The sequence below is a fragment of the Candidatus Nanopelagicales bacterium genome (assembly GCA_030700225.1).
Taxonomy (GTDB): Bacteria; Actinomycetota; Actinomycetes; order S36-B12.
The window spans coordinates 15645-39130 of the sequence record JAUYJT010000057.1 but is presented as its reverse complement, the minus strand read 5'-3'; the positions used below and the strand labels follow the sequence as shown (position 1 = coordinate 39130).

Annotated in this window: 37 protein-coding genes; all 37 read left to right on the top strand. The window is 63.9% G+C overall.

All coding sequences use genetic code 11. The features are described 5' to 3' along the window. Positions 1–42: 42 nt before the first annotated feature. The 37 genes from tuf (at position 43) to glmS (ending at position 23473) form a co-directional block, all read left to right on the top strand. On the top strand, positions 43–1236 hold the full coding sequence (gene tuf / locus Q8P38_08840; GenBank protein ID MDP4014705.1) for an elongation factor Tu: 1194 nt from the start codon (positions 43–45) through the stop codon (positions 1234–1236). Positions 1237–1303: 67 nt separating this feature from the next. Further along, complete coding sequence (rpsJ, locus tag Q8P38_08835) at positions 1304–1612, top strand: 30S ribosomal protein S10 (GenBank protein MDP4014704.1); 309 nt, start codon at positions 1304–1306, stop codon at positions 1610–1612. 5 nt (positions 1613–1617) lie between these two features. Beyond that, positions 1618–2268 (top strand): 50S ribosomal protein L3, encoded by a 651-nt coding sequence (rplC, locus tag Q8P38_08830; GenBank protein ID MDP4014703.1) that lies wholly within the window; start codon positions 1618–1620, stop codon positions 2266–2268. Continuing rightward, the gene (gene rplD, locus Q8P38_08825; GenBank protein ID MDP4014702.1) at positions 2265–2921 is read left to right on the top strand and encodes a 50S ribosomal protein L4; all 657 of its coding nucleotides are present in this window, start codon (positions 2265–2267) and stop codon (positions 2919–2921) included. Before rplC ends, rplD begins: the two co-directional genes overlap by 4 nt. After that, positions 2918–3217 carry a 50S ribosomal protein L23 gene (rplW, locus tag Q8P38_08820; GenBank protein ID MDP4014701.1) on the top strand — a complete coding sequence of 100 codons (300 nt, stop codon included), beginning with the start codon at positions 2918–2920 and terminating at the stop codon, positions 3215–3217. The genes rplD and rplW overlap by 4 nt, the downstream gene beginning before the upstream one ends. 29 nt (positions 3218–3246) lie before the next feature. Then, the gene (gene rplB, locus Q8P38_08815; GenBank protein ID MDP4014700.1) at positions 3247–4083 is read left to right on the top strand and encodes a 50S ribosomal protein L2; all 837 of its coding nucleotides are present in this window, start codon (positions 3247–3249) and stop codon (positions 4081–4083) included. Between the two features lie 14 nt (positions 4084–4097). After that, positions 4098–4379 carry a 30S ribosomal protein S19 gene (gene rpsS, locus Q8P38_08810; protein ID MDP4014699.1) on the top strand — a complete coding sequence of 94 codons (282 nt, stop codon included), beginning with the start codon at positions 4098–4100 and terminating at the stop codon, positions 4377–4379. Positions 4380–4408: 29 nt separating this feature from the next. Further along, positions 4409–4774 carry a 50S ribosomal protein L22 gene (gene rplV, locus Q8P38_08805; GenBank protein ID MDP4014698.1) on the top strand — a complete coding sequence of 122 codons (366 nt, stop codon included), beginning with the start codon at positions 4409–4411 and terminating at the stop codon, positions 4772–4774. A gap of 5 nt (positions 4775–4779) precedes the next feature. Next, positions 4780–5607, top strand: coding sequence for a 30S ribosomal protein S3 (gene rpsC / locus Q8P38_08800; protein MDP4014697.1), 828 nt, complete (start codon positions 4780–4782; stop codon positions 5605–5607). Continuing rightward, entirely contained in the window at positions 5607–6029 is a 423-nt protein-coding gene (gene rplP / locus Q8P38_08795; protein MDP4014696.1) for a 50S ribosomal protein L16, read from the top strand. Before rpsC ends, rplP begins: the two co-directional genes overlap by 1 nt. Continuing rightward, entirely contained in the window at positions 6029–6277 is a 249-nt protein-coding gene (rpmC, locus tag Q8P38_08790) for a 50S ribosomal protein L29 (protein MDP4014695.1), read from the top strand. Before rplP ends, rpmC begins: the two co-directional genes overlap by 1 nt. After that, positions 6274–6549, top strand: coding sequence for a 30S ribosomal protein S17 (rpsQ, locus tag Q8P38_08785; protein MDP4014694.1), 276 nt, complete (start codon positions 6274–6276; stop codon positions 6547–6549). Before rpmC ends, rpsQ begins: the two co-directional genes overlap by 4 nt. 80 nt (positions 6550–6629) lie before the next feature. Beyond that, the gene (gene rplN / locus Q8P38_08780; GenBank protein MDP4014693.1) at positions 6630–6998 is read left to right on the top strand and encodes a 50S ribosomal protein L14; all 369 of its coding nucleotides are present in this window, start codon (positions 6630–6632) and stop codon (positions 6996–6998) included. Further along, positions 6998–7360, top strand: coding sequence for a 50S ribosomal protein L24 (gene rplX, locus Q8P38_08775; GenBank protein MDP4014692.1), 363 nt, complete (start codon positions 6998–7000; stop codon positions 7358–7360). The genes rplN and rplX overlap by 1 nt, the downstream gene beginning before the upstream one ends. Further along, positions 7357–7920 (top strand): 50S ribosomal protein L5, encoded by a 564-nt coding sequence (gene rplE, locus Q8P38_08770; GenBank protein MDP4014691.1) that lies wholly within the window; start codon positions 7357–7359, stop codon positions 7918–7920. The genes rplX and rplE overlap by 4 nt, the downstream gene beginning before the upstream one ends. Position 7921: 1 nt before the next feature. Beyond that, positions 7922–8107, top strand: a complete 186-nt coding sequence (locus Q8P38_08765) for a type Z 30S ribosomal protein S14 (GenBank protein ID MDP4014690.1) — start codon at positions 7922–7924, stop codon at positions 8105–8107. A 64-nt stretch (positions 8108–8171) separates the two neighbouring features. Further along, complete coding sequence (gene rpsH, locus Q8P38_08760; protein MDP4014689.1) at positions 8172–8570, top strand: 30S ribosomal protein S8; 399 nt, start codon at positions 8172–8174, stop codon at positions 8568–8570. A gap of 9 nt (positions 8571–8579) precedes the next feature. Next, positions 8580–9116 (top strand): 50S ribosomal protein L6, encoded by a 537-nt coding sequence (gene rplF, locus Q8P38_08755; protein ID MDP4014688.1) that lies wholly within the window; start codon positions 8580–8582, stop codon positions 9114–9116. 2 nt (positions 9117–9118) lie between these two features. Continuing rightward, entirely contained in the window at positions 9119–9499 is a 381-nt protein-coding gene (gene rplR / locus Q8P38_08750) for a 50S ribosomal protein L18 (protein MDP4014687.1), read from the top strand. Between the two features lie 49 nt (positions 9500–9548). Next, positions 9549–10130 carry a 30S ribosomal protein S5 gene (rpsE, locus tag Q8P38_08745; protein MDP4014686.1) on the top strand — a complete coding sequence of 194 codons (582 nt, stop codon included), beginning with the start codon at positions 9549–9551 and terminating at the stop codon, positions 10128–10130. After that, positions 10130–10312, top strand: coding sequence for a 50S ribosomal protein L30 (gene rpmD / locus Q8P38_08740; protein ID MDP4014685.1), 183 nt, complete (start codon positions 10130–10132; stop codon positions 10310–10312). Before rpsE ends, rpmD begins: the two co-directional genes overlap by 1 nt. Then, a complete protein-coding gene (gene rplO / locus Q8P38_08735; protein MDP4014684.1) occupies positions 10312–10749 on the top strand; it encodes a 50S ribosomal protein L15 in 438 nt (145 codons plus the stop codon). Before rpmD ends, rplO begins: the two co-directional genes overlap by 1 nt. 264 nt (positions 10750–11013) lie before the next feature. After that, positions 11014–12312, top strand: a complete 1299-nt coding sequence (gene secY / locus Q8P38_08730; protein ID MDP4014683.1) for a preprotein translocase subunit SecY — start codon at positions 11014–11016, stop codon at positions 12310–12312. Next, the gene (locus tag Q8P38_08725) at positions 12312–12875 is read left to right on the top strand and encodes an adenylate kinase (GenBank protein MDP4014682.1); all 564 of its coding nucleotides are present in this window, start codon (positions 12312–12314) and stop codon (positions 12873–12875) included. Before secY ends, Q8P38_08725 begins: the two co-directional genes overlap by 1 nt. A 92-nt stretch (positions 12876–12967) precedes the next feature. Then, positions 12968–13189 carry a translation initiation factor IF-1 gene (infA, locus tag Q8P38_08720; protein ID MDP4014681.1) on the top strand — a complete coding sequence of 74 codons (222 nt, stop codon included), beginning with the start codon at positions 12968–12970 and terminating at the stop codon, positions 13187–13189. 23 nt (positions 13190–13212) lie between these two features. Beyond that, positions 13213–13326, top strand: coding sequence for a 50S ribosomal protein L36 (gene rpmJ / locus Q8P38_08715; protein ID MDP4014680.1), 114 nt, complete (start codon positions 13213–13215; stop codon positions 13324–13326). Between the two features lie 147 nt (positions 13327–13473). Then, positions 13474–13848 (top strand): 30S ribosomal protein S13, encoded by a 375-nt coding sequence (gene rpsM, locus Q8P38_08710; protein ID MDP4014679.1) that lies wholly within the window; start codon positions 13474–13476, stop codon positions 13846–13848. A 25-nt stretch (positions 13849–13873) separates the two neighbouring features. Next, the gene (gene rpsK / locus Q8P38_08705; protein MDP4014678.1) at positions 13874–14272 is read left to right on the top strand and encodes a 30S ribosomal protein S11; all 399 of its coding nucleotides are present in this window, start codon (positions 13874–13876) and stop codon (positions 14270–14272) included. A gap of 16 nt (positions 14273–14288) precedes the next feature. Further along, entirely contained in the window at positions 14289–14921 is a 633-nt protein-coding gene (rpsD, locus tag Q8P38_08700) for a 30S ribosomal protein S4 (GenBank protein MDP4014677.1), read from the top strand. Positions 14922–14996: 75 nt separating this feature from the next. Then, the gene (locus Q8P38_08695) at positions 14997–16010 is read left to right on the top strand and encodes a DNA-directed RNA polymerase subunit alpha (GenBank protein ID MDP4014676.1); all 1014 of its coding nucleotides are present in this window, start codon (positions 14997–14999) and stop codon (positions 16008–16010) included. A 63-nt stretch (positions 16011–16073) separates the two neighbouring features. After that, on the top strand, positions 16074–16622 hold the full coding sequence (rplQ, locus tag Q8P38_08690) for a 50S ribosomal protein L17 (protein ID MDP4014675.1): 549 nt from the start codon (positions 16074–16076) through the stop codon (positions 16620–16622). A 38-nt stretch (positions 16623–16660) separates the two neighbouring features. Next, entirely contained in the window at positions 16661–17533 is an 873-nt protein-coding gene (truA, locus tag Q8P38_08685; protein ID MDP4014674.1) for a tRNA pseudouridine(38-40) synthase TruA, read from the top strand. A gap of 381 nt (positions 17534–17914) precedes the next feature. Beyond that, on the top strand, positions 17915–18880 hold the full coding sequence (gene arcC / locus Q8P38_08680) for a carbamate kinase (protein ID MDP4014673.1): 966 nt from the start codon (positions 17915–17917) through the stop codon (positions 18878–18880). A gap of 179 nt (positions 18881–19059) precedes the next feature. Next, the gene (gene rplM / locus Q8P38_08675) at positions 19060–19503 is read left to right on the top strand and encodes a 50S ribosomal protein L13 (GenBank protein MDP4014672.1); all 444 of its coding nucleotides are present in this window, start codon (positions 19060–19062) and stop codon (positions 19501–19503) included. A gap of 211 nt (positions 19504–19714) precedes the next feature. Beyond that, entirely contained in the window at positions 19715–20110 is a 396-nt protein-coding gene (gene rpsI / locus Q8P38_08670) for a 30S ribosomal protein S9 (GenBank protein ID MDP4014671.1), read from the top strand. Positions 20111–20116: 6 nt separating this feature from the next. After that, complete coding sequence (gene glmM, locus Q8P38_08665) at positions 20117–21490, top strand: phosphoglucosamine mutase (GenBank protein MDP4014670.1); 1374 nt, start codon at positions 20117–20119, stop codon at positions 21488–21490. Positions 21491–21622: 132 nt separating this feature from the next. Continuing rightward, positions 21623–23473: a glutamine--fructose-6-phosphate transaminase (isomerizing) gene (glmS, locus tag Q8P38_08660; protein MDP4014669.1), complete on the top strand. Its 1851-nt coding sequence runs from the start codon at positions 21623–21625 to the stop codon at positions 23471–23473. Positions 23474–23486: the final 13 nt, after the last annotated feature.

Here is a 23486-nt window from a genome sequence, read left to right as displayed (position 1 = left end):
CAATCGGTCGCTAGCCGCGGTACGAGGTCAAGGAGGACCCAAGTGGCGAAGGCGAAGTTCGAGCGGACGAAGCCGCACGTCAACATCGGCACCATCGGTCACATCGACCACGGTAAGACGACGCTGACGGCGGCCATTACGAAGGTGCTGCATGACAAGCACCCGGATATTAACCCCTTCACGCCTTTCGACGAGATCGACAAGGCTCCGGAGGAGCGTCAGCGAGGGATCACGATCTCGATCGCGCACGTGGAGTACCAGACGGAGGCGCGTCACTACGCCCACGTCGACTGCCCAGGTCACGCGGACTACATCAAGAACATGATCACCGGTGCTGCTCAGATGGACGGTGCGATCCTGGTAGTCGCGGCGACTGACGGGCCCATGCCCCAGACCAAGGAGCATGTGCTGCTCGCCCGCCAGGTTGGTGTGCCGTCGATCGTTGTCGCGCTCAACAAGTGCGACATGGTCGACGACGACGAGATTCTTGAGCTTGTTGAGCTCGAGGTACGCGAGCTGCTTACAACCTACGAGTTCCCAGGCGATGACACCCCCGTTGTGCGCGTCGCCGCCTTCCCGGCCTTGCAGGGCGACGCCAAGTGGGGGGAAGCGATCCAGGAGCTGATGGACGCGGTGGATGAGTTCATCCCGACCCCCGAGAGGGAGATCGACAAGCCGTTCCTGATGCCGATCGAGGACGTGTTCACCATCACAGGGCGCGGGACGGTTGTGACCGGCCGCATCGAGCGCGGCGTTGTGAAGGTCAACGAGGAGGTCGAGGTTATTGGAATCAGGCCGACGTCGACAAAGACCGTCGTGACTGGTGTGGAGATGTTCCGCAAGTTGCTGGACGAAGGACAGGCCGGTGAGAACGTTGGCCTTCTGCTTCGCGGCACGAAGCGCGAGGATGTCGAGCGCGGCCAGGTTGTCATCAAGCCGGGCACGACGACCCCGCACACCGATTTCGAGGCCCAGGTCTACGTGCTGTCGAAGGAAGAGGGCGGGCGTCACACCCCGTTCTTCGAGTCGTACCGCCCGCAGTTCTACATACGGACCACGGACGTGACTGGGATCGTTTCGTTGCCTGAGGGCAAAGAGATGGTCATGCCTGGCGACAACACCGACATGACGGTTGCCCTGATCCAGCCCATCGCGCTGGAAGAGGGTCAGCGGTTCGCGATCCGCGAGGGTGGTCGCACCGTCGGCGCTGGCCGAGTCACGAAGATCATCAAGTAGCTAGTCAAGGAGCTGGTGCGGCGGCAACCGTCGCCGCACCAGCTGAATAGATAAGGACACAGGCACCATGGCGGAACAGAAGATCCGCATCCGGCTCAAGGCTTACGACCACGATGTGATCGACAAGTCGGCCCGCCGGATCATCGAGACCGCTACGCGTACCGGAGCGAAGGTCGCCGGGCCGGTGCCTCTGCCGACGGAGAAGAACGTCTACTGCGTCATCCGGTCGCCGCACAAGTACAAGGACAGTCGCGAGCACTTCGAGATGCGTACGCACAAGCGACTGATCGACATCATCGACCCGACACCGAAGACGGTTGACGCACTGATGCGCTTGGACCTGCCGTCAGGCGTCTCGATTGAGATCAAGGGCTGAGGAAAATGAGCACCGCGGTCAAAGGACTACTGGGCACGAAGCTCGGGATGACACAGGTTTGGGACGAGAACAACCGTGTCGTGCCCGTGACCGTCGTGAAGACAGGGCCCTGCGTTGTCACGCAGGTTCGGTCGCAGGAATCGGATGGCTATTCCGCCGTTCAGATCGGGTACGGACAGATCGATCCCCGCAAGGTCACCAAGCCGATGGCGGGCCACTTCGCCAAGGCTGGTGTCACGCCCAGGCGTCACCTAGTGGAACTGCGCATCGATGACGTGTCAGAGCTGTCACCCGGCGATGAGTTCGACGTGACCGTATTCAGCGCGGGCCAGCGCGTCGACGTTACGGGAACGACTAAGGGCAAGGGATACGCCGGCGTCATGAAGCGCCATGGCTTCCACGGCCTGCGTGCGTCGCACGGTGTGGACCGAAAGCACCGTTCTCCGGGATCGATCGGCGCGTGCGCGACGCCCGCCCGGGTCTTCAAGGGCCTTCGGATGGCTGGGCGCATGGGTGGCGCGCGGCACACGACGCCGAACCTTCTGGTCCACAAGGTGGATACGGCCAATGGGGTCCTGCTAATCCGCGGAGCGGTGCCCGGCCCCAACGGTTCGGTTGTCCTCATCCGATTCTCCGCGAAGGGAGGTCAGTCATGACCGCCGTAGAGGTCCGCGGTGCTTCCGGAGAAGCCGTGGAATCCGTCGAGCTTCCAGCGGAGCTATTCGACGTTGAGACCAACGTGCCGCTGATCCATCAAGTAGTCGTGGCGCAACTCGCCGCGGCCCGCAGCGGGAATCATTCGACGAAGACCCGAGCGCAGGTTTCCGGTGGCGGCCGCAAGCCGTACAAGCAGAAGGGCACCGGTCGCGCCCGGCAGGGTTCGATCAGGGCTCCTCAGTTCACCGGCGGTGGGGTCGTGCACGGCCCGACGCCTCGGGACTACTCGCAGCGCACGCCCAAGAAGATGAAGGCAGCGGCACTTAGGGGAGTGCTCTCCGACAGGGCAAGGGCCGGAAGGGTCAGCGTCGTCACCGAGCTGGTGACGGGTGAGACGCCAAGCACAAAGGCCGCACTCGCGGCTCTGGGTGACTGGGCGTTGGATGGCCGGATCCTTGTAGTGCTGTCGCGCGGCGAGGAAACGACATGGCTGTCCCTGCGCAACGTGCCCGCGGTGCAGTTGGTGTCCGCGGACCAGGCAAGCGCCTACGACGTGGTTATCAGTGACCGGGTCGTGTTCTCCAGAGAGGGTTTGGCGGAGTTCCTGGCTGCCCGTGGCTTCTCAGAGAAGGCCGAGGGGGCGACGGCATGAGGATCATCGATCCAAGGAACATCCTGGTAGGCCCCGCGGTCTCGGAAAAGACCTACAGGCTGCTGGACGAGAACAAGTACACGTTCGTCGTGGATCGGCGGGCGAACAAGACCGCGATCAAGATCGCTGTAGAGAACGCGTTCGGAGTGAAAGTCACCTCGGTGAACACGATGAATCGCCAGGGAAAGCGTGTGCGCACTAGGTATGGGTTCGGACGTCGGGCCAACACCAAGCGCGCGATCGTTTCGGTTGCGAAGGGCGACCGTATCGACATCTTCGGCGGGCCGGTCTCCTGACCGCGTGACGACACAGGAAGTGAGCAGCAATGGGCATCCGTAGATACAAGCCGACGACCCCGGGGCGTCGTGGCTCCAGTGTCGCCGACTTCGCTGAGCTCACGCGCGATCGTCCGGAGAAGTCGCTGGTTCGCCCCTTGCCTGGCAAGGGTGGCCGCAACAGTGCTGGGCGGATTACTACCCGCCACCGGGGAGGTGGGCACAAGCGCGCCTACCGCGTTGTCGATTTCCGGCGCTGGGACAAGGACGGCGTTCCGGCGAAGGTGGCCCAGATCGAGTACGACCCGAACAGGACCGCGCGCATCGCGTTGCTGCACTTCGCCGATGGTGAGAAGCGGTACATCATCGCTCCGAACAAGCTTCGTGCGGGGGACCGGATCGAAACCGGCCCAGCTGCGGACATCAAGCCCGGCAACAACCTGCCTTTGCGGAACATCCCGGTCGGGACTGTCATCCACGCGGTGGAGCTGCGCCCCGGTGGCGGGGCGAAGATCGCGCGCTCGGCTGGCAGCAGTGTCCAGCTCGTGGCCCGCGAGGGAAAGTTAGCGCAGCTGCGGATGCCGTCAGGCGAGATCCGAAACGTCGAAGTGCGCTGCAGGGCGACAGTCGGGGAGGTCGGCAACGCTGAGCAGTCGAACCTGAACTGGGGCAAGGCTGGGCGCATGCGCTGGAAGGGTCGCCGTCCAACGGTTCGTGGAGTCGTGATGAACCCAGTGGATCATCCTCACGGCGGTGGCGAAGGAAAGACATCCGGGGGACGCCATCCGGTGAGTCCGAAGGGCAAGCCAGAAGGGCGGACCAGGAGGCCTGGGAAGTCCAGTGACAAGTTGATCATTCGACGCCGCAAGACCGGCAAGAAGCGCTAGGGGAAGAGCAGCAGATGCCACGTAGCTTGAAGAAGGGCCCGTTTGTGGACAGCCACTTGATGGCCAAGGTAGTTGCCCAGAACGAGAAGGGCACCCGGAATGTGATCAAGACATGGTCGCGACGATCGATGGTCGTGCCGGCGATGATCGACCACACTTTCGCGGTTCACGACGGGCGCAAGCACGTTCCGGTGTTCATCAGCGAGGACATGGTCGGGCACAAGCTCGGCGAATTCGCCCCAACCCGTACGTTCCGGGGCCATGTGAGAGACGACCGTAAGGCTCGCCGGCGCTGAGCCGGGCGGGATAAGCAAGGGGTTGAGTGATGGAAGCCAGGGCACAGGCGCGAAATGTGCGCGTGTCACCCACGAAGGCGCGGCGCGTGGTGGACCTCATCAGAGGTCTTCCAGCGGATCAGGCACGCTCAGTGCTGACCTTCGCGCCGCAGGGGGCCAGCGAACCGACCCTGAAGGTGCTGGACAGTGCGATGGCGAACGCAACGAACAACCACGGACTGGATGGCCGGTCCCTGGTAGTGGCAACTGCCTACGTGGACGAGGGACCGACGATGAAGCGGATCAAGCCTCGCGCGCAGGGGCGGGCCTACCGGATCCGGAAGCGGAGCTGCCACATAACTGTCGTCGTGGCCGAGTCTGGCACCAATCTGTCCGCGGCCGGGAAGAGGAGATGAGCTAAATGGGTCAGAAGGTCCACCCGCATGGCTTCCGCCTCGGGTACACAACGGACTACACCTCCAACTGGTTCGCGGACGGGCACAAGCCTGGTCAGCGCTACCGCGACTACGTCGAGGAGGACGTGAAGATTCGTCGGCTCATCGCCGAACGCATGCCGCGTGCCGCGATCAGCAAGGTGACGATTCAAAGAGCCCAGAGCCGCGTCGAGCTGTGGGTTCACACCGCCCGCCCGGGAATCGTGATCGGTCGCGGCGGCAAGGAGACCGACGCACTGAAGCGATCGCTGGAGGAGCTGACCGGCAAGCAGGTGCAGGTGAATGTGCTGGAGGTCAAGGACCCTGAGCTCGAAGCGCAGCTCGTCGCGCAGGGCGTGGCTGAGCAGCTCTCCGGACGAGTGGCGTTCCGTCGCGCGATGCGCAGGGCTTTGCAGTCCACGTTGAAAGCGGGAGCCCAGGGGATCCGGGTGCAGGTATCTGGACGCCTTGGTGGCGCGGAGATGAGCCGCACCGAGTTCTACCGGGAAGGCCGCGTTCCGCTGCACACGTTGCGGGCCAACATCGACTACGGGTTGGCAGAGGCTCACACGACGTTCGGGCGGATCGGCGTCAAGGTCTGGATCTACAAAGGTGACGTGCCCGCGACTCGCGCGGAGCGGGAGCAGGCCGAGGCGCAGAAGCTATTGGGCCGTCGTCGCGCACCGGGCGCGGGGCGTGGCCGCCCGAGGCAGCCCGAGGCTCCTCGCGAATCGGAAGCTCAGCCCGCTGCCCAGGAAGCGGCGGCGCAGCCTGCGGAAGCGCAGCCCGCTGCGGCGCAGGAGGGGGTCAGCTGATGCTCGTTCCCAGAAGAATCAAGCACCGCAAACAGCATCACCCCAACCGCAGAGGTCTGGCCAAGGGCGAGACCAGGGTGTCCAACGGCGAGTGGGGTTTGCAGTCCCTCGAGCCCGGATACGTCACGAACCGTCAGATCGAGTCCGCCCGTATCGCCATCAACCGCCGGGTTCGCCGAGGCGGGAAGGTCTGGATCAACATCTTCCCGGATCGCCCGTTGACCAAGAAGCCCGCCGAGACGCGGATGGGTTCGGGCAAGGGCTCGCCGGAGTGGTGGGTCGCGAACGTCAAGCCTGGCCGGGTGATGTTCGAACTGAGTTACCCGGACGAGCATGTCGCCAAGGAAGCACTGGAGAGAGCCATGCACAAGCTTCCGGTCAAGTGCCGGATCATTCGGCGAGATCTGGCAGGTGAGGCCTGATGAGTGTCGGTACCAAGACGCTCGAGCTACGGGGTCTGGATGACGAGGACTTGACAGCGCGCCTTCTCGAACTCAAGGCGGAGTTGTTCAACCTCAGATTCCAATCGGCCACAGGCCAGTTGGAGAGCCACGGGCGGCTGAAGGCAGTCAGGCGCGACATCGCTCGGATCTACACGGTCCTGCGCGAACGTGAGCTCGGCATCACGGGGATCGTGGGGGCCGACGAGCCCGAAGGGGGCACGGAATGACGCAAGACGTAGCGGCCAACAGCCGCGGACATCGCAAGGTGCGCGAGGGCCTAGTCGTCAGCGACAAGATGGACAAGACAGTTGTCGTCGCGGTGGAGGACCGATTCAAGCACGCGATGTATGGCAAGGTCGTGCGACGCACGAGCAAGCTGAAGGCTCACGACGAGGACAACAGCGCCGGGGTCGGGGACAGAGTCGAGTTGATGGAGACCAGGCCACGGTCGGCGACTAAGCGCTGGCGGGTCGTCCGGGTCCTGGAGAAGGCCAAGTAGCAGGTTCTACTTCCGTGCGACGGGCGCGCTCGCAAGGCCCAGTGGACCGGGAACCGGAATGACGATCAGGAGAAAGACAGATGATCCAGCAGGAGTCGCGAGTCAGAGTCGCCGACAACACGGGTGCCAAGGAGCTGCTTTGCATCCGCGTGCTCGGCGGCTCCGGGCGACGCTACGCGGGCATTGGCGACGTGGTCGTATGCACGGTGAAGGACGCCATACCTGGTGGGAACGTCAAGAAGGGCGAGGTCGTCAAGGCTGTCGTTGTGCGCACGCTCAAGGCCAGCCGACGTGTCGATGGGTCCTACATCCGGTTCGATGACAACGCGGTGGTCCTGTTGAAGGCCGACGGCGAGCCCCGAGGAACGCGCATCTTTGGTCCGGTCGGGCGCGAGCTGCGGGAGAAGAAGTACATGAAGATCATTTCGCTGGCTCCGGAGGTGTTGTGATGAGTGCGGCTGTGCGTTCTGGCGACACCGTGCAGGTGATCGCGGGCAAGGACCGTGGACTGACCGGGAAAGTGCTAGCTGTCATGCCTGAGTCGGACCGGCTGATCGTCGAGGGGATCAACCGAGTCCGCAAGCACACCAAGATCGGGCAGTCATCGCGCGGCGGCAAGACCGGTGGGATCGAGACGCGAGAGGCGCCGATCCACGTGTCCAACGTCATGGTTGTCGATCCTGAGGACGGGTTGGCGACGAGAGTGGGATTCCGCCCCGAGGTCGTCGACAAGATGCGTGCCGACGGGTCCTCCTACTCCGCCACGCGGAACGTTCGATACAGCAAGCGAACCGGCAAGGAACTGCGATGACTACCGCGACAACGACCAAACCGAGGCTTCGGGAGCGTTACGACTCTCAGATCGTTCCCGCCCTGATGGAGGAGTTCAGCTTCGGCAATGTCATGCGGGTGCCCCGTGTCAGCAAGGTGTCGGTGAACATGGGCGTAGGCGAGGCGGCGCGTGACTCGAAGCTGATCGAGGGCGCGATCAGGGACCTGACCGCGATCACTGGTCAGCGCCCGGCCGTGACGCGGGCGACGAAGTCGATCGCCCAGTTCAAGCTCCGCGAAGGTCAGCAGATCGGCGCGAAGGTCACTCTGCGCGGGGACAGGATGTGGGAGTTCTTGGACCGACTCGTTTCCCTCGCTCTTCCTCGGATCCGCGACTTCCGGGGATTGTCGCCGAAGCAGTTCGACGGCCACGGCAACTTCACGTTTGGCTTGACCGAGCAGGTCATGTTTCACGAGGTCAACGCCGACAAGATCGACCGGACACGCGGAATGGACATCACGGTAGTGACTACTGCCGGGACAGACGAAGAGGGACGCGCCTTGCTGCGGTTGCTGGGCTTCCCGTTCAAGGAGAACTGACGTGGCGAAGAAGGCATTGGTCAACAAGGCGAACGCGAAGCCCAAGTTCGCCGTCCGGGGCTACACGCGCTGCACCAGGTGCGGCCGTCCGCATTCGGTGTACCGCAAGTTCGGGCTGTGCCGGGTGTGCCTGCGGGAGATGGCTCACAGGGGCGAACTTCCGGGTGTCACGAAGAGCAGTTGGTAGTGGGTAGCGGAAACGACGCTGTAGGTCTTTGGTGGAAACCGCAGCGAGGAAGGCCGAGGCGGCCATGACAATGACTGATCCGATCGCGGACATGCTGACGCGACTGAGGAACGCCAATTCGGCGTATCACGAGAGCACTTCCATGCCGTCATCGAAGATCAAGGTTGGGATCGCCGAGATCCTGCGGCAAGAGGGCTACATCGCGGATTTCAAGGTGGAGGACGCTGAGACCGGCAAGTCCTTGACGCTGATCCTGAAGTACGGACCGAACCGGGAACGATCGATCGGCGGGTTGCGCCGGGTTTCGAAGCCCGGTCTGCGCGTGTACGCGCGCAGCACCGAGCTGCCGCGGGTCCTGGGCGGACTGGGCACGGCGATCATCTCCTCGTCCAGCGGGCTGCTGACTCAGCGGCAAGCGGCCAAGCAGAAGGTAGGCGGGGAAGTTCTCGCCTACGTTTGGTGAGGGGTCGAGATGTCACGCATCGGTCGTCAGCCGATCACAATCCCAGCAGGGGTTAAGGTCTCGATCTCCGGCCAGGCCGTTGGTGTCACCGGCCCCGGCGGGCAGCTTGAGCTAGTGGTGGCGGAGCCCATCAGGGTCGCTGAGTCCGAGGGGATCGTCACTGTCACGCGACCCGACGACGAGCGCGTCAGCCGCCAGCTGCATGGGCTGACTCGTTCGCTCGTAGCCAACATGGTCATCGGCGTAACCGAGGGATACAGCAAGACCCTCGAGGTCGTCGGTACGGGCTATCGCGTCGTCGCCAAGGGAGCTGATCTCGAGATGGCGTTGGGGTTCAGCCACCCGGTGAACGTCGAGGCTCCTTCAGGAATCAAGTTCGAAGTCGAAACACCAACCAAGTTCCACATCCGCGGGATCGACAAGCAGCAGGTCGGTGAGGTTGCCGCTGGTATCCGCAAGTTGCGTCCGCCCGAGCCCTACAAAGGTAAGGGCGTGCGGTACTCCGACGAAGTTATCCGGCGCAAGGCCGGGAAGGCAGGTAAGTGACCATGTCCGTCGTTGCGAAGTTGGGCTCAGGGAGCCGCTTCCGGGTCGCCCGTTCGCGTCGGCACTCGCGCGTGCGCAAGAAGGTTCAGGGCACGCCCGACAGGCCCCGTTTGGTTGTGACCCGGTCCAGTCGCCACATGGTGGCTCAGGTAGTAGACGATCTGGCGGGCCGGACGTTGGCTTCGGCTTCTTCGATGGAAGCCGACGTGCGTGGCGCTGCCACGGACAAGACAGGGCGCGCCCGCCTGGTGGGCGAACGCCTGGCGAGCCGGGCCCGCGAGGCGGGCATAGGTGACGTGGTGTTCGACCGCGGAGGCAACAAGTACCACGGCCGGGTCGCAGCTCTCGCTGACGGCGCCCGCGAAGGTGGACTCAAGTTCTAAAGGACCCCCTGCCCACGGGTGGTTGGTCCGCTGAGGAGAGAAGGACGAGATGGCAGGGCAGCGACGCAGCGGCGGTGAGCGCAGAGAGCGCAGGGATCGTGGCGGCAAGGAAGATCGCAACGCCTTCCTCGAGCGCGTGGTGGCGATCAATCGCGTGTCGAAGGTAGTCAAGGGCGGGCGGCGTTTCAGCTTCACGGCGCTGGTCGTGGTGGGAGACGGCGACGGTCGAGTCGGAGTTGGGTACGGCAAGGCCAAGGAGGTGCCCTCGGCGATAGCCAAGGGTGTCGAAGAGGCCAAGAGGAACTTCTTCCCGGTGCCTCGGATCCAAGGAACGATTCCGCACCCGATCGTGGGCGAAGAGGCTGCCGGGGTCGTGCTTCTGCGACCGGCGTCGCCCGGTACGGGCGTGATCGCCGGAGGTCCGGTCCGGGCGGTGCTCGAGTGCGCCGGAATCGCCGATGTGCTCACCAAGTCCCTGGGCTCGGACAACCCGATCAACATCGTTCACGCGACCGTTCGCGCTCTGAAGATGCTGGAGCGGCCCGAGCAGGTCGCGGCCCGTCGTGGCCTGCCACTTGAGGATGTGGCGCCTGACTACTTGCGTCGAGCGATGGCTGCGGGGACGTCATGATGGCGAGCATCAAAGTGACGCAGAAGCGTTCGAAGATAGGCGGGACCAAGGCACAGCGCGACAGTTTGAGGTCCCTAGGGCTTAAGCGCATCGGGGATTCGGTCGTGCAGCCCGATCGCCCCGAAATCCGGGGCATGGTCAACGTCGTTTCGCACTTGGTCGACGTCGAGGAGGTCAGCTGATGCTGAAGGCACATCACCTGCGTCCGGCTCCTGGGGCCAGGACCGAGCCGATCCGCAAGGGTCGCGGCGAAGGCTCTAAGGGCAAGACTTCCGGGCGCGGAATGAAGGGATCAAGGGCCCGCGGAACGGTTCCGGCGTCCTTTGAGGGCGGCCAGATGCCGTTGCACATGCGCCTGCCCAAGCTGAGGGGGTTCAAGAACCCGTTCCGCACCGAGTACCAGACCGTGAATGTCGACCGGTTGGCTGAGTTGTTCCCCGACGGCGGAGAGGTCAGTGTCGACGACCTTGTAGCCAAGGGCGCTGTTCGCGCTGGTCGACCCGTGAAGATCCTGGGCAACGGCGCTATCGCGATAGCGGTGAGCGTGTCGGTGAACGCGTTCTCCAAGTCGGCTGCTGAGAAGATCACCGCGGCGGGCGGCTCGGCGACGGTCGTTTGAGGCGGCACCCCCAGCGCTTGATAGTCAGCCCTGTGATGCGAATCCTCTGTTGATCAAGGTGATCCGCGATCGCTCAGGAAGGGAAGATCGCTACGGAGCTTGATCAACAGAGGATTTGCATCAGTTGACCGCGAAGCCGGGGTCGGAGGGCTCACGAGGGGTGGCCCTTGGCCGGTCACGCCGAAGGGCGGCCATCTGGACCGGGCGGCAGGGGGGCGCTGATACGCTCATCCGGGATTCGCTGGCACGATCAGGAGGCACTGAGTGCACATAGGAGCATTCGCTTCCGCATTCCGGACCCCGGATCTGCGGCGTAAGATGCTGATGGCGCTCGCGTTGATCGCGATCTTCCGGCTGGGATCCGTCGTGCCTACGCCCGGGATTGACTACCGCGCTGTCCAGACATGCGTCGACGTGGTTGCGGACAATCCGCTGTTCGCGATGGTTAACCTGTTCTCCGGCGGAGCGCTGCTCCAGCTCAGCGTTTTCGCGCTGGGGATCATGCCTTACATCACGGCTTCGATCATCTTGCAGTTGATGGCCGTGGTCATTCCGCGACTGGAGAAGCTGCGCAAGGAGGGCCAGGCCGGCCAAGCCACGATCACCCAGTACACGCGGTACTTGACAATGGGGTTGGCGGTTCTTCAATCGGCCAGCATTCTGGCGCTGGCGCGCAATCCCGGACAGCTGTTCCAGGGCTGTAATGAGGAGATCATCCCGCATCAGTCGCCGCAGCAGATGGCCGTAATGGTGCTTACGATGACGGCCGGTACCGGTGTGATCATGTGGCTCGGAGAGCTGATCACTGACCGGGGGATCGGTAACGGCATGTCGTTGTTGATCTTCACATCGATCATCTCTGTTATGCCATCCCAGTTCTTGAAGATCTTGGCTGAGAGCGGCTGGCTGGCGTTCGCTCTGACGCTGGTCATAGGGGTGGCGGTGGTCGGGCTGGTGGTGTTCGTCGAACAGGCCCAGCGCAGGATCCCTGTCCAGCATGGCCGGAACCAGGTTGGGCGGCGCTTCTTCGGCGGCGCTTCCACGTACATTCCGTTGAAGGTGAACATGGCGGGCGTGATCCCTGTGATCTTCGCGTCATCCATCATGTTCGTGCCGCTGCTGATAGTTCAGCTAAGCGGTGGCGACGGGGAGGTAGCCCAGTGGTTCCTGTCAAACTTCCAGAACGGGACTGAGCCGCTGTATCTGCTGGGCTTCTTGCTCTTGATCATCTTCTTCTGCTACTTCTACGTCTCGATCACATTCAATCCGACTGAAGTCGCGGAGAACCTGAACAAGAGCAACGGGTTCATCCCTGGCATCCGCCCAGGTGCGCCGACGGCCAAGTACCTCGCGTATGTGCTGAGCAGGCTCACAGCACCCGGCTCGCTCTACCTTGGGCTGGTGGCGGTTTTGCCCGTCGTGGCCTTCGGAGGCATGGGAGTCGGCCAGAACTTCGTCTTCGGCGGGACCAGTCTGCTCATCATGGTTGGGGTGGGCCTGGACACCGTGAAGCAGATACAGTCACAGCTCCAGCAGCGTAACTACGAAGGGTTCCTCCGCTGATGCGAATGGTCATCATGGGTCCTCCCGGCGCCGGCAAAGGTACGCAAGCGGCCTTGATCGCCAAGCACCTGTCCATCCCGCACATCTCGACGGGGGAGATATTCAGGGCCAACGTCGGCCAGGGCACGCCACTAGGCGTGGAGGCCAAGAAGCACATGGATGCCGGGGAGTATGTGCCTGACAGCGTGACGAACGCGATGGTGGCGCAGCGGTTGAGCGAGCCGGACGCCGTGGGCGGCTTCCTGTTGGACGGATACCCCCGCACGGCGCCGCAAGTTTCGGAGCTGAACCGGATTCTCCAAGATCAGGGCTACGAGCTGGACCGGGCGCTGGAGATCACCGCTGACACCGAGGAAGTTGTGCAGCGGTTGTTGAAGCGTGCCCAAATCGAAGGTCGGCCCGATGACACCGAAGACGTCATCCGGCGGCGCATGGAGGTCTACGCGGAGCAGACTGAGCCGTTGACGCGCATGTACTCCCAGATGGGCATCCTCGTCCAGGTCGACGGAATGGGCAGCATCGAGGACGTGAACAAACGCATCATGGCGGCGCTGAGCGACTGACCCGCGATTGGTGCTTCCGGGGGGCGTGTCGTAGACTCGACCGGCTGGCCATGCGCACGACGTGCATAGCCGGGGTTAGGAAAGCCGAGGGAATGGCGAAGAAAGACGGTGCGATCGAGCTTGAAGGCACCGTCGTCGAGTCATTGCCCAACGCGATGTTCCGAGTGGAACTGGACAACGGCCACAAGGTTCTTGCGCATATCAGCGGGAAGATGCGGATGCATTACATCCGAATACTCCCGGACGACCGCGTAGTTGTGGAGCTGTCTCCGTACGACCTCACAAGGGGCCGAATCATCTATCGGTACAAGTAGGACAGGGCCGGAGTTCTTGCAGCATGAAGGTGAAACCGAGCGTGAAGCCGATGTGCGACAAGTGTCGCGTCATACGCCGCAAAGGGCGTGTGATGGTCATTTGCAGCAACGCGCGGCACAAACAGCGTCAGGGCTAGCTGACGCGAAAAGCGGTACCCGTCCCCTGATCTGGCTCGTGCCGAGCTCAGGACGACACTCCCGGATGACAGGCCGGGAACCCGCCGGGCGGCGGGATCGGTACCGCGGACGACCTGCCACAGACCCAAGGAAGAGGACGGCGCCCGATGGCACGACTCGTTGGTGTTGACCTGCCCCGCGACAAGCGGATCGAGGTCGCTCTCACCTATATCTATGGAATGGGCCGGACGCGCGCCAAGGAAACCCTGGCCGCCACGGAGGTCAACCCGGATCTGCGTGTGCACGATCTGGGTGATGAGGACCTCGTCAAACTTCGTGACTGGATCCAGGCGAACTACAAGATCGAAGGAGATCTGCGCCGCGAAGTTCAAGCAGATATCCGCCGGAAGGTCGAAGTCGGGTCCTACCAGGGCATCAGGCATCGGCGGGGACTACCTGTGCGAGGTCAGAGGACCCACACGAACGCACGCACCCGCAAGGGTCCGCGCAAGACGGTTGCCGGGAAGAAGAAGGCCAGATGACCACCTGTAGGAGTGAACGCCGCTAATGCCACCAAAGGGCGCGGGCGCCAAGAAAGTGCGCCGCAAGGAAAAGAAGAACATCGCTCATGGGCACGCCCATATAAAGAGCACGTTCAACAACACAATCATCACGATCAGCGACCCCAATGGCGCCGTCATCGCGTGGTCCAGCGCGGGTCAAGTCGGGTTCAAAGGCAGTCGCAAGTCGACGCCGTTCGCCGCGCAGATGGCGGCTGAGGCCGCGGCGCGTCGCGCCATGGATCACGGAATGCGCAAGGTAGACGTGTTTGTCCGTGGCCCCGGCTCCGGTCGCGAGACCGCGATCCGGTCGTTGCAGGCGACCGGCCTTGAGGTCGGGTCCATTTCGGACGTCACCCCAGTCGCCCACAACGGCTGCCGCCCCCCCAAACGCCGACGCGTCTGACAGGAGAGCTAGAAGCATGGCGCGATACACAGGCCCGGATTGCAGACGTTGCCGCCGGGAGAAGATGAAGCTGTTCCTGAAGGGCTCGAAGTGCCAGTCGCACAACTGTCCTTTGGACAAGCGCAAGGCCTACCCGCCCGGCATGCACGGCCAGGCGCGGCGGACCAAGGAGAGCGAGTACTTGCTGCAGATGCGGGAGAAGCAGAAGTGCGCGCGGATCTACGGGGTATTGGAGAAGCAGTTCCGCGGATACTTCGCAGAGGCGAGCCGCAAGTCCGGCAAGACCGGTGAGAACCTCCTGGTAATCCTGGAGAGCCGGTTGGACAACGTGGTTTGCCGTGCGGGCTTCGCCTCCTCTAGGGACATGGCCAGGCAGCTGGTGTGCCACGGGCACTTCACGGTGAATGGCCGCAAGGTTGACATCCCGTCCTACCGTGTTTCTCCGAACGACATCATCGAAGTGAAGTCATCCTCGCGAGAACTGACACCGTTCCTCGCGGCGATCAACGACGCTGGGCTGAAGCAGCCACCCGCGTGGCTGGAGGCCATTCCGACGCAGTTGCGGATACTGGTCCATTCACTCCCTGAGCGTGCGGCGATCGACACGGAAGTCCAAGAGCAGTTGATTGTTGAGCTTTATTCCAAGTGAGCGTGGCTGCGGTCACTCTCGCGGTCAAACGAGATCTCGGCGTCATATGGCGGGCGTCGTGGAAAGGAAACATCTGTGCTGATCACTAAGCGGCCGGTCCTGCACGAGGAGCCCGTCAGCGAATACCGCTCGAGCTTCGTATTGGAGCCACTCGAACCAGGATTCGGTTACACGCTCGGGAACTCTCTGCGCAGGACTTTGCTGTCCAGTATCCCCGGCGCGGCGGTGACACGCATCAAGATCGAGGGCGTGATGCACGAGTTCACGACCATTGAGGGCGTGAAGGAGGACGTCACCGAGATCATCCTCAACGTCAAGTCTCTGGTCGTTTCAAGTGACACCGACGAACCGGCTACGGCCTACCTGAGCCGGACCGGGCCGTGCGTGGTCACGGGCGCGGACATCCAACTGCCCGCTGGCGTCGAGGTGCACAACCCCGACCTTGTACTGGCCACATTGGACGAGCGCGGCCAGCTAGAGGTGGAGCTGACGGTCGAGCAGGGACGCGGATACGTGTCAGCGCAAGCCCCGGCTCGCGACGCCGGAACGGATCTTGGGAGCATCCCGGTCGACTCGATCTACTCGCCCGTGCTGAAGGTGACCTACAAGGTTGAGGCGACGCGGGTTGAGCAGCGCACCGACTACGACCGGCTTATCCTCGACGTCACCACGAAGCAGTCGATCCTGCCGCGCGACGCGGTCGCCTCGGCGGGTAGGACCCTGGTGGAGTTGTTCGGGCTAGCCCGCGAGCTGAACGTGGACGCCGAGGGCCTCGACTTGGGCCCGTCGCCGGACGAGGAGCAAGTCAGTGAGCAGATGAGCATGTCGATCGATGCGCTGGCGTTATCAGTGCGGTCGCACAACTGCCTCAAGCGGGAGGGAATCGCCACGGTGGGCGAGTTGATCCTGCGTTCCGAGGCGGACCTGTTGGACATCCGCAACTTCGGCAGCAAGTCGATAGACGAGGTCAAGGTCAGGCTGTACGAACTCGGCCTGTCATTGAAGGACAGTCCTCCAGGGTTCGATCCGAGCCAGGTCGTCTACTACGGCGATGACGACGGCGGGTTCGTGGAGACAGAGCAGTTCTGAGGGGAAGCGGGGTAGACCGCCGAGCCTCGCAAGCGCAGGTTGAGTCATCTGACAGGAGTCGAAATGCCAACGCCGACCAAGGGGACCCGGCTGGGCGGCAGCCCCGCCCACCAGCGGCTCATGCTCGCCAATCTGGCGACGGCGCTGTTTGAGCACGGCAAGATCACAACGACCGAGGCGAAGGCGCGTCGCCTACGTCCGTTCGCGGAACGCCTGGTCACGACAGCGAAGCGGGGCGACCTGCACGCCCGTCGCCGGGTCCTTGCCGTGATCCACGACAAGACGGTCGTGCACGAGCTGTTCACCAGCATCGCGCCTGGGTACGCCGGACGCCAGGGTGGATATACCCGCATCGTGAAGATCGGCCCGCGCAAGGGCGACAACGCGCCGATGGCGGTAATCGAACTGGTGGAGCCCTTGGCGGAGCAAGTGGTGGCCGAGGCGACTGCGGCGACCAAGCGCGCGGCGAAGGCTCCTGCGGCAAGTGAGCCAGAAGAGGCCGCCGAAGCAGTCGCGGTAGCCGAAGACGGCGATGCCGCCGATGCGGGCGAAGACGAGACGGTGGACGACTCGGGAGCGGACGACATCGCGCCGGAGGAATCGGAGCGGTAGCCGCCACCTGGGCGTAGAGGCACAAGGGATGGGGGACCGTGATCCGCGGTTCTGGCTCGACGACCATGCAGGTCGATGGCCCCACGGTCCGGGTTCGCCTGGACATGGCATACGACGGCGAACGATTCGCTGGTTGGGCCCGTCAGCCGGGTCAACGCACAGTACAAGGAGTGTTGGAGTCCGCCCTCGCCGAGTCATTCCGTCGCGAGATCGCCCTGCCCGCGGTCTCGACGGTATGCGCGGGCAGGACCGATGCGGGAGTCCATGCTCGCGGGCAAGTCGCTCACGTGGATCTGCCAAAGGCGGCATGGGAAGCTCGGGGCGGACCAAGGCTGGTCGGTCACATCAATGCGTTCCTGGACGCCGATGTTCGCGTTCGCCGGGTGGCCGAGGCGCCCGCGGGGTTCGACGCGCGTTTCTCGGCCTTGTCGCGGGCCTACGCGTACCGTGTCAGCGATGATCCTCAGGGGCTGGATCCGATCCTGCGGGGTTTCGTAGTCCACCGGAAGCGGCCTTTGGATCTGGCCCAGATGTCCATGGCTGCCCGGTCGTTGATCGGTGAGCATGACTTCGCCGCGTTCTGCCGCGCGAGGGCTGGTGCCTCAACGGTGCGGCGGGTGCTGAGGCTGGAATGCGAGCGGGATGGGAGTCAGCTCGCGGTAGTGACTATCGAGTCAGACGCGTTCTGTCACTCAATGGTGCGCGCGATCGTCGGCGCGCTCCTGGCAGTTGGCGAGCACCGGCGCGACGCCGCGTGGCCTGGGCGGGTTCTGGCAGGCGGCGTGCGAGACCCCGCGGTGACCGTTGCCCCGGCTCACGGTTTGGTTCTGGAGCACGTTACCTATCCTCCGGATGCGCTGCTGGGCGAGCGAGCCGCGGCGACGCGTCGCGTTCGCGGACCTGTCCACTAGCCCATCCCTCCCTCCCCCTCGCGGAAACGGCCGTTTCTACAAACGCGACCATTGAGGTACAGACGCGACCGTTGCAACGGTCGTTTCCTTCCGAAACGGGTGCCTTTGTCGGGAACGGCCGTTTCCGCGAGGGCGGCGCGGACCAAGCTGCATGCCCCAGACGGACCGGCCTAGTGATCTTGTTGCGAATTTGGCCACTTCAGATGCGCGAAGCGGCCACATTTGGCCGGTTTCGCAACAAGATCACGCCGCACTGGATGCTGGCCGTGAGAACGGGTTGAGCGAGCCAAGCTCCGGCGAGCAACGGGCGTCGAGAAGTGTCAGGCTGCCGGCAAGAGATTCCGGTCCCGGCAAGGGATTCCAAGCACTTCGGGAGGAAGCATGCGAGTTGTAGCGGCCCTCGGCGGCAACGCCCTGCAGAAGCGCGGCGAGGCCATGACGGTCGAGAACCAGCGAGAGAACGTGATGATCGCCTGTGAAGCGTTGGCGCCCGTGGCCATGACGGATCAGCTCGTCATCTCGCACGGGAACGGCCCCCAGGTTGGTCTGTTGTCCCTGCAGGCCTCCTCGTACGACGAGACCTCCTCGTACCCGTTCGACGTGCTCGGGGCGCAGACGGAGGGGATGATCGGGTACTTCATCGAACAAGAACTCGGCAACCTGCTCCCGTACGAGAAGCCCATCGCCACGATCCTGACTATGACCGAAGTAGATCCCGACGATCCAGCCATGAAGAACCCCACCAAGTTCGTGGGCCCGGTGTACCCCGAAGCGGATGCCAAGAGGCTGGCCTCCGAGAAGGGTTGGGTCGTGAAACAAGACGGCGACATGTGGCGCCGGGTCGTGCCGTCCCCGGTACCAAAGCACATCTTCGAGATCTCGGCGATCAAGTGTCTGCTGGACTTCGGGGCCGTGGTGGTATGCACAGGTGGCGGTGGCATTCCCACGATGTATCTGCCCGATGAGCAACTGAGCAGTCCGACGGACCAGAACCCGCGAACCCTGGTTGGGGTCGAGGCGGTGATCGACAAGGACCGTTCCTCGGCAGTGCTGGCTCAGGATCTCGAGGCGGACCTGCTCGTGATCGCCACTGACGCCGATGGCGTCTACGTCGATTGGGGGATGCCGCAACAGAAGGCGATCAAGGCCTCATCCCCGGATGACATCGACGCGTTCCAGTTCCCGGCGGGCTCGATGGGCCCGAAGGTTGAGGCTGCCTCGGCGTTCGCGCGCAACTGCCCCGGCAAGAGCGCTGTCATCGGCGCACTGGGTGACCTGCCGGAGATCATCGCCGGGACCAAGGGAACCCGGATCAACACGGCGATCAAGGAAATCACGTACCACTGACAGGTTCGGCGCTGAGTGGGCGCCTCTCAGCGGCCGAGCTAGGATCGCCCTCCGGGGGCATTTTGACCCACGCGGAGGGGCGCGGGTAAGCTTCGGGTGTCGATCTGGGCTTCCAGCGCGGCGAATGCGGTGCGAGACCCTCGCGGAAGCCGCTAGCAATACCTGACTTTGGAGAGAGTGTGCGCACCTACTGGCCCAAGCCGGGTGAGACCGAGCGCAAGTGGCACATCATCGATGCGACAGACGTCGTCCTGGGCCGCCTGGCCAGCCACGCGGCACAACTGCTGCGCGGGAAGCACAAGCCGGTGTTCGCGCCGCACGTGGACACAGGGGACTTCGTGATCGTCGTCAACGCCAACAAGGTCGCGCTGACCGGGGCGAAGGCCGAGCAGAAGTTGGACTTCCGGCACTCTGGATACCCGGGCGGACTGTCCGGGCGGACCTACGGCGAGCTTCGAGAGAAGGACCCGCGTCGGCTCGTCGAGAAAGCGGTCAAAGGAATGCTGCCGCACAACTCGCTGGGGCGCGCACAGGGCAAGAAGCTCAAGGTTTACGCGGGCCCTGATCATCCGCACTCGGCGCAGCAGCCGGAGAGCTACGAGTTCTCTCAGGTCGCCCAGTGACACCAGACCGGAAAGGAACCATCCAGTGACGACCGAGGCTCCTGAAGAGGCATCCGCCGAGGCTCCCGAGGCAACGACCGAGGCCCCCGAAGCAACATCGACCGAGGCCCCCGCCGAAGCAACATCGACCGAGGCTCCCGAAGCGACATCGACCGAGGCTTCCGCCGAAGCATCCGAGGAAACCAAGCAGCCAGCGACCGCGCGCCGTGCCGTGATCACTGGGGACAGCGCTGGAACGGGTCGCCGGAAGGAGGCTGTGGCCAGAGTCCGCATCGTCGCCGGAAGCGGCAAGTGGTTGGTCAACGGCAAGACTCTTCAGGAGTACTTCCCCAACAAGGTTCATCAGCAGCTGGTTTGCGGGCCATTCGAAGTCATCGATGCGATGGACGCGTTCGATGTGAACGCCAGGATCCACGGAGGCGGGATCTCGGGGCAGGCTGGCGCATTGCGAATGGGGATCGCTCGCTGCCTAAACGAGATCGCGGAGGACGAGTACCGTCCACCGCTGAAGAAGGCTGGCTTCTTGACTCGCGACCCGCGCGTCAAGGAGCGCAAGAAGTACGGGCTCAAGAAGGCCCGGAAGGCCCCCCAGTACTCCAAGCGCTGATTTGGCATGGCCCGGCTCTTTGGCACCGATGGTGTGCGTGGACTGGCCAACCGGGACCTGACCGCGCAGTCAGCCCTATCCCTGGCGGAGGCGGCAGCTCGTGTGCTAGCGGACCCCGGGACTGGCGCGGACGCGCGGCGGCCTTTGGCTGTAGTGGGCCGCGACCCCAGGGCGAGCGGAGAATTTCTGTCGGCGGCGGTCATCGCGGGGCTTGCCGGTTCGGGTGTAGATGTCTGGGACGCGGGCGTGATACCGACTCCCGCGGTCTCTTTCCTGACAACCGATTCTGGAGCCGACTTCGGCGTCGTTCTATCTGCCTCGCACAACCCCATGCCCGACAACGGAATCAAGTTCTTCGGCGCGGATGGACGCAAACTGCCTGACGACGTTGAGGACCGGATCGAGGGGTTGCTTGCTCAGATCCCTCATGAGGGTCCCACGGGCAGCGGTGTGGGTCGGGTTAGAGCGGACACGGACGCGGCCGAGCGCTACATCGACCATCTTGTGGGGACGTCCCGGCACGACTTGAGCGGTCTGCGGGTCGTTGTAGATACCGCGAACGGCGCCGCGTCGCAGATATCACCGGCGTCCTTGCGCAAGCTCGGTGCCAAAGTCACCGAGCTTCACACCGCGCCTGACGGCTACAACATCAATGAGGCTTGCGGGTCGACTCACATGTCCGATCTGTGCCGCGCGGTTGTGGCAGGGGGCGCTGACGCGGGGATCGCGCACGACGGCGACGCGGACAGGTGCCTGGCGGTTGACGCGACGGGCCAGATCGTCGATGGCGACCAGATCATGGCGATCCTCGCCAAGGCCTGGCACTCCCAGGGTCGTCTGGCCAAGAACTCCGTAGTGGCCACGGTGATGTCGAATCTTGGGTTCCTGAATGCGATGCGCTCCAGCGGCATCGAGGTCAAGCAGACGTCAGTGGGTGACCGGTACGTGCTGGAGGAGATGCTGGCTGGCGGGTACAACCTGGGCGGCGAACAGAGCGGGCATGTTGTCATGCTCGATTACTGCGCCACCGGTGATGGGACATTGACCGCGATCCAGCTGCTTAGCGAAGTCGCGGCTCAAGGGGTCCCTCTCGGCGAGCTCGCTGCCGCTATGACGCGGCTGCCGCAGGTCCTCGTCAACGTCAAGGACGTGGACAAGGCAGCGGTTGACAGGTCCGAGACTGTGGCGGCGGCGTTGACCGAGGCCGAGACGAAGCTGGGTACCTCTGGTCGCGTCTTGCTGCGCCCGTCGGGGACAGAGCCACTGGTGCGCGTGATGGTTGAAGCCCCGAGCCAGGATGAGGCCCGCGAAGTGGCGGAGGGACTCGCGGCAGTGATTCGCGATGAGCTGTCGCTCCCCGCGCGTCCACGGCAGGGTTGAGCCGCGCGTCCGCGGCAGGGTTGAGCCGCGCGTCCACGGCAGGGTTGAGCCGCGCGTCCACGGCAGGGTTGAGCCGCGCGTCCACAGCGGGGTTGAGCCCGGACCGGAGTGGGAGCGCATAGGCTGACGTCCATGTGCGGGATCGTCGGTTACGCGGGACATAGAGACGCGCTCGAAGTGGTCCTCGCTGGGCTGAAGAGGCTGGAATACCGAGGGTACGACTCCGCTGGCGTGGCTCTCGTGGCCGACGGCGAGCTGTGGAGCCGCAAGCGGGCGGGGAAGATCGCCAACCTGATCGACGCTCTCGCTGCGGAGACGCCACCTGCCTCGGGCACTGGAATCGGGCACACGCGCTGGGCGACTCACGGCGGCCCGACTGATACCAACGCCCACCCGCACGTATCAAGTGACGGCCGGATAGCGATCATCCACAACGGCATCATCGAGAATTTCGCCGAGCTGCGCGCTGAACTCAGTGGCGACGGAGTGGAGCTGAGTTCGGAGACCGACAGCGAAGTCGCCGCGCACATGGTCGCGGCGATGATGGCCCAAGCCGACGGAGACCTGGCAGAGGCCTTGCGCCGCGTCGCCCGCCGGTTATCTGGTGCCTTCACGTTGGTGGCTGTCGACGCCCAGCGCCCGGGGCTGGTCGTGGGCGCGCGCCGTAACTCGCCGCTGGTTGTCGGGGTCGGTGACGGCGAGGCGTTCCTGGCATCAGACGTCGCCGCGTTCATCGAGTACACCCGTGAAGCGATCGAACTGGGACAGGACCAGGTCGTCGAGGTCACCGGGACGAAGGTCACGGTCACGGACTTCGATGGCGTCCCCGCCGAAGCCACTCCGTTCACGGTCGACTGGGACGCCTCGGCCGCCGAGAAGGGCGGCTTCGACCTGTTCATGCTCAAGGAGATATCCGAGCAGCCCAGAGCGGTCGCGGACACACTGCGTGGCAGGGTTACCCACGACGGCAGGCTCGCCCTGGACGACATGCGTATTCCTGACGCCGAACTCCGGCAGGTAACCAAGATCATCGTCGTCGCTTGCGGCACCGCGTATCACGCGGGCATGGTGGCCAAGTACGCGATCGAGCACTGGACGAGGATCTCGTGCGAGGTCGAATTGGCCAGCGAGTTCCGCTACCGCGATCCCATAGTCGGACCCGAAACGCTGGTGATCGCCATCTCGCAATCCGGCGAGACCATGGACACGCTCATGGCGCTTCGCTACGCCCGGGAGCAGGGCGCCAGGGTCATGGCGATCTGCAACACAGTCGGATCGACGATCCCGCGTGAAAGTGACGCGGTGTTGTACACGCGCGCTGGTCCGGAAATCGCGGTCGCTTCCACAAAGGCGTTTCTTACGCAGATCGTCGCGGCGTACCTGGTCGGGCTGTATCTCGCCCAGGTGCGGGGAAACATGTACGGCGACGAGGTGCGCGCGATTCTGCGTGAGCTGGAGGCTATGCCGAGCAAGGTGGACCTCGTGCTGGACACCGTAGAGGGAGTCAGAGACTTGGCTAGGGCTCTGGCTGACGCCGGATCAGTGCTGTTCATCGGGCGCCACGTCGGGTTCCCGGTCGCGCTTGAAGGTGCGCTGAAGCTGAAGGAACTGGCCTACATGCACGCTGAGGGTTTCGCGGCCGGGGAGCTTAAGCATGGCCCTATCGCCCTGATCGAGGACGGTGTGCCGGTCGTCGTTGTAGTTCCGTCGCCGGAGGGGCGCTCGGTTCTCCACGACAAGATCGTCTCCAACATCCAGGAGGTCCGCGCCCGGGGAGCGATGACCATAGTCGTAGCCGAGGAGGGAGACGAGAGCGTCGTGCCGTACGCCGAGCACCTGATACGCGTGCCTCCCTGTCCGACCCTGATGCAGCCACTTGTCGCCACCGTTCCGCTGCAGGTGTTCGCGTGCGAGATGGCTACAGCGAAAGGCCACGACGTAGACCAGCCGCGCAACCTCGCGAAGTCCGTGACCGTGGAGTAGTTGACCCCTGGTT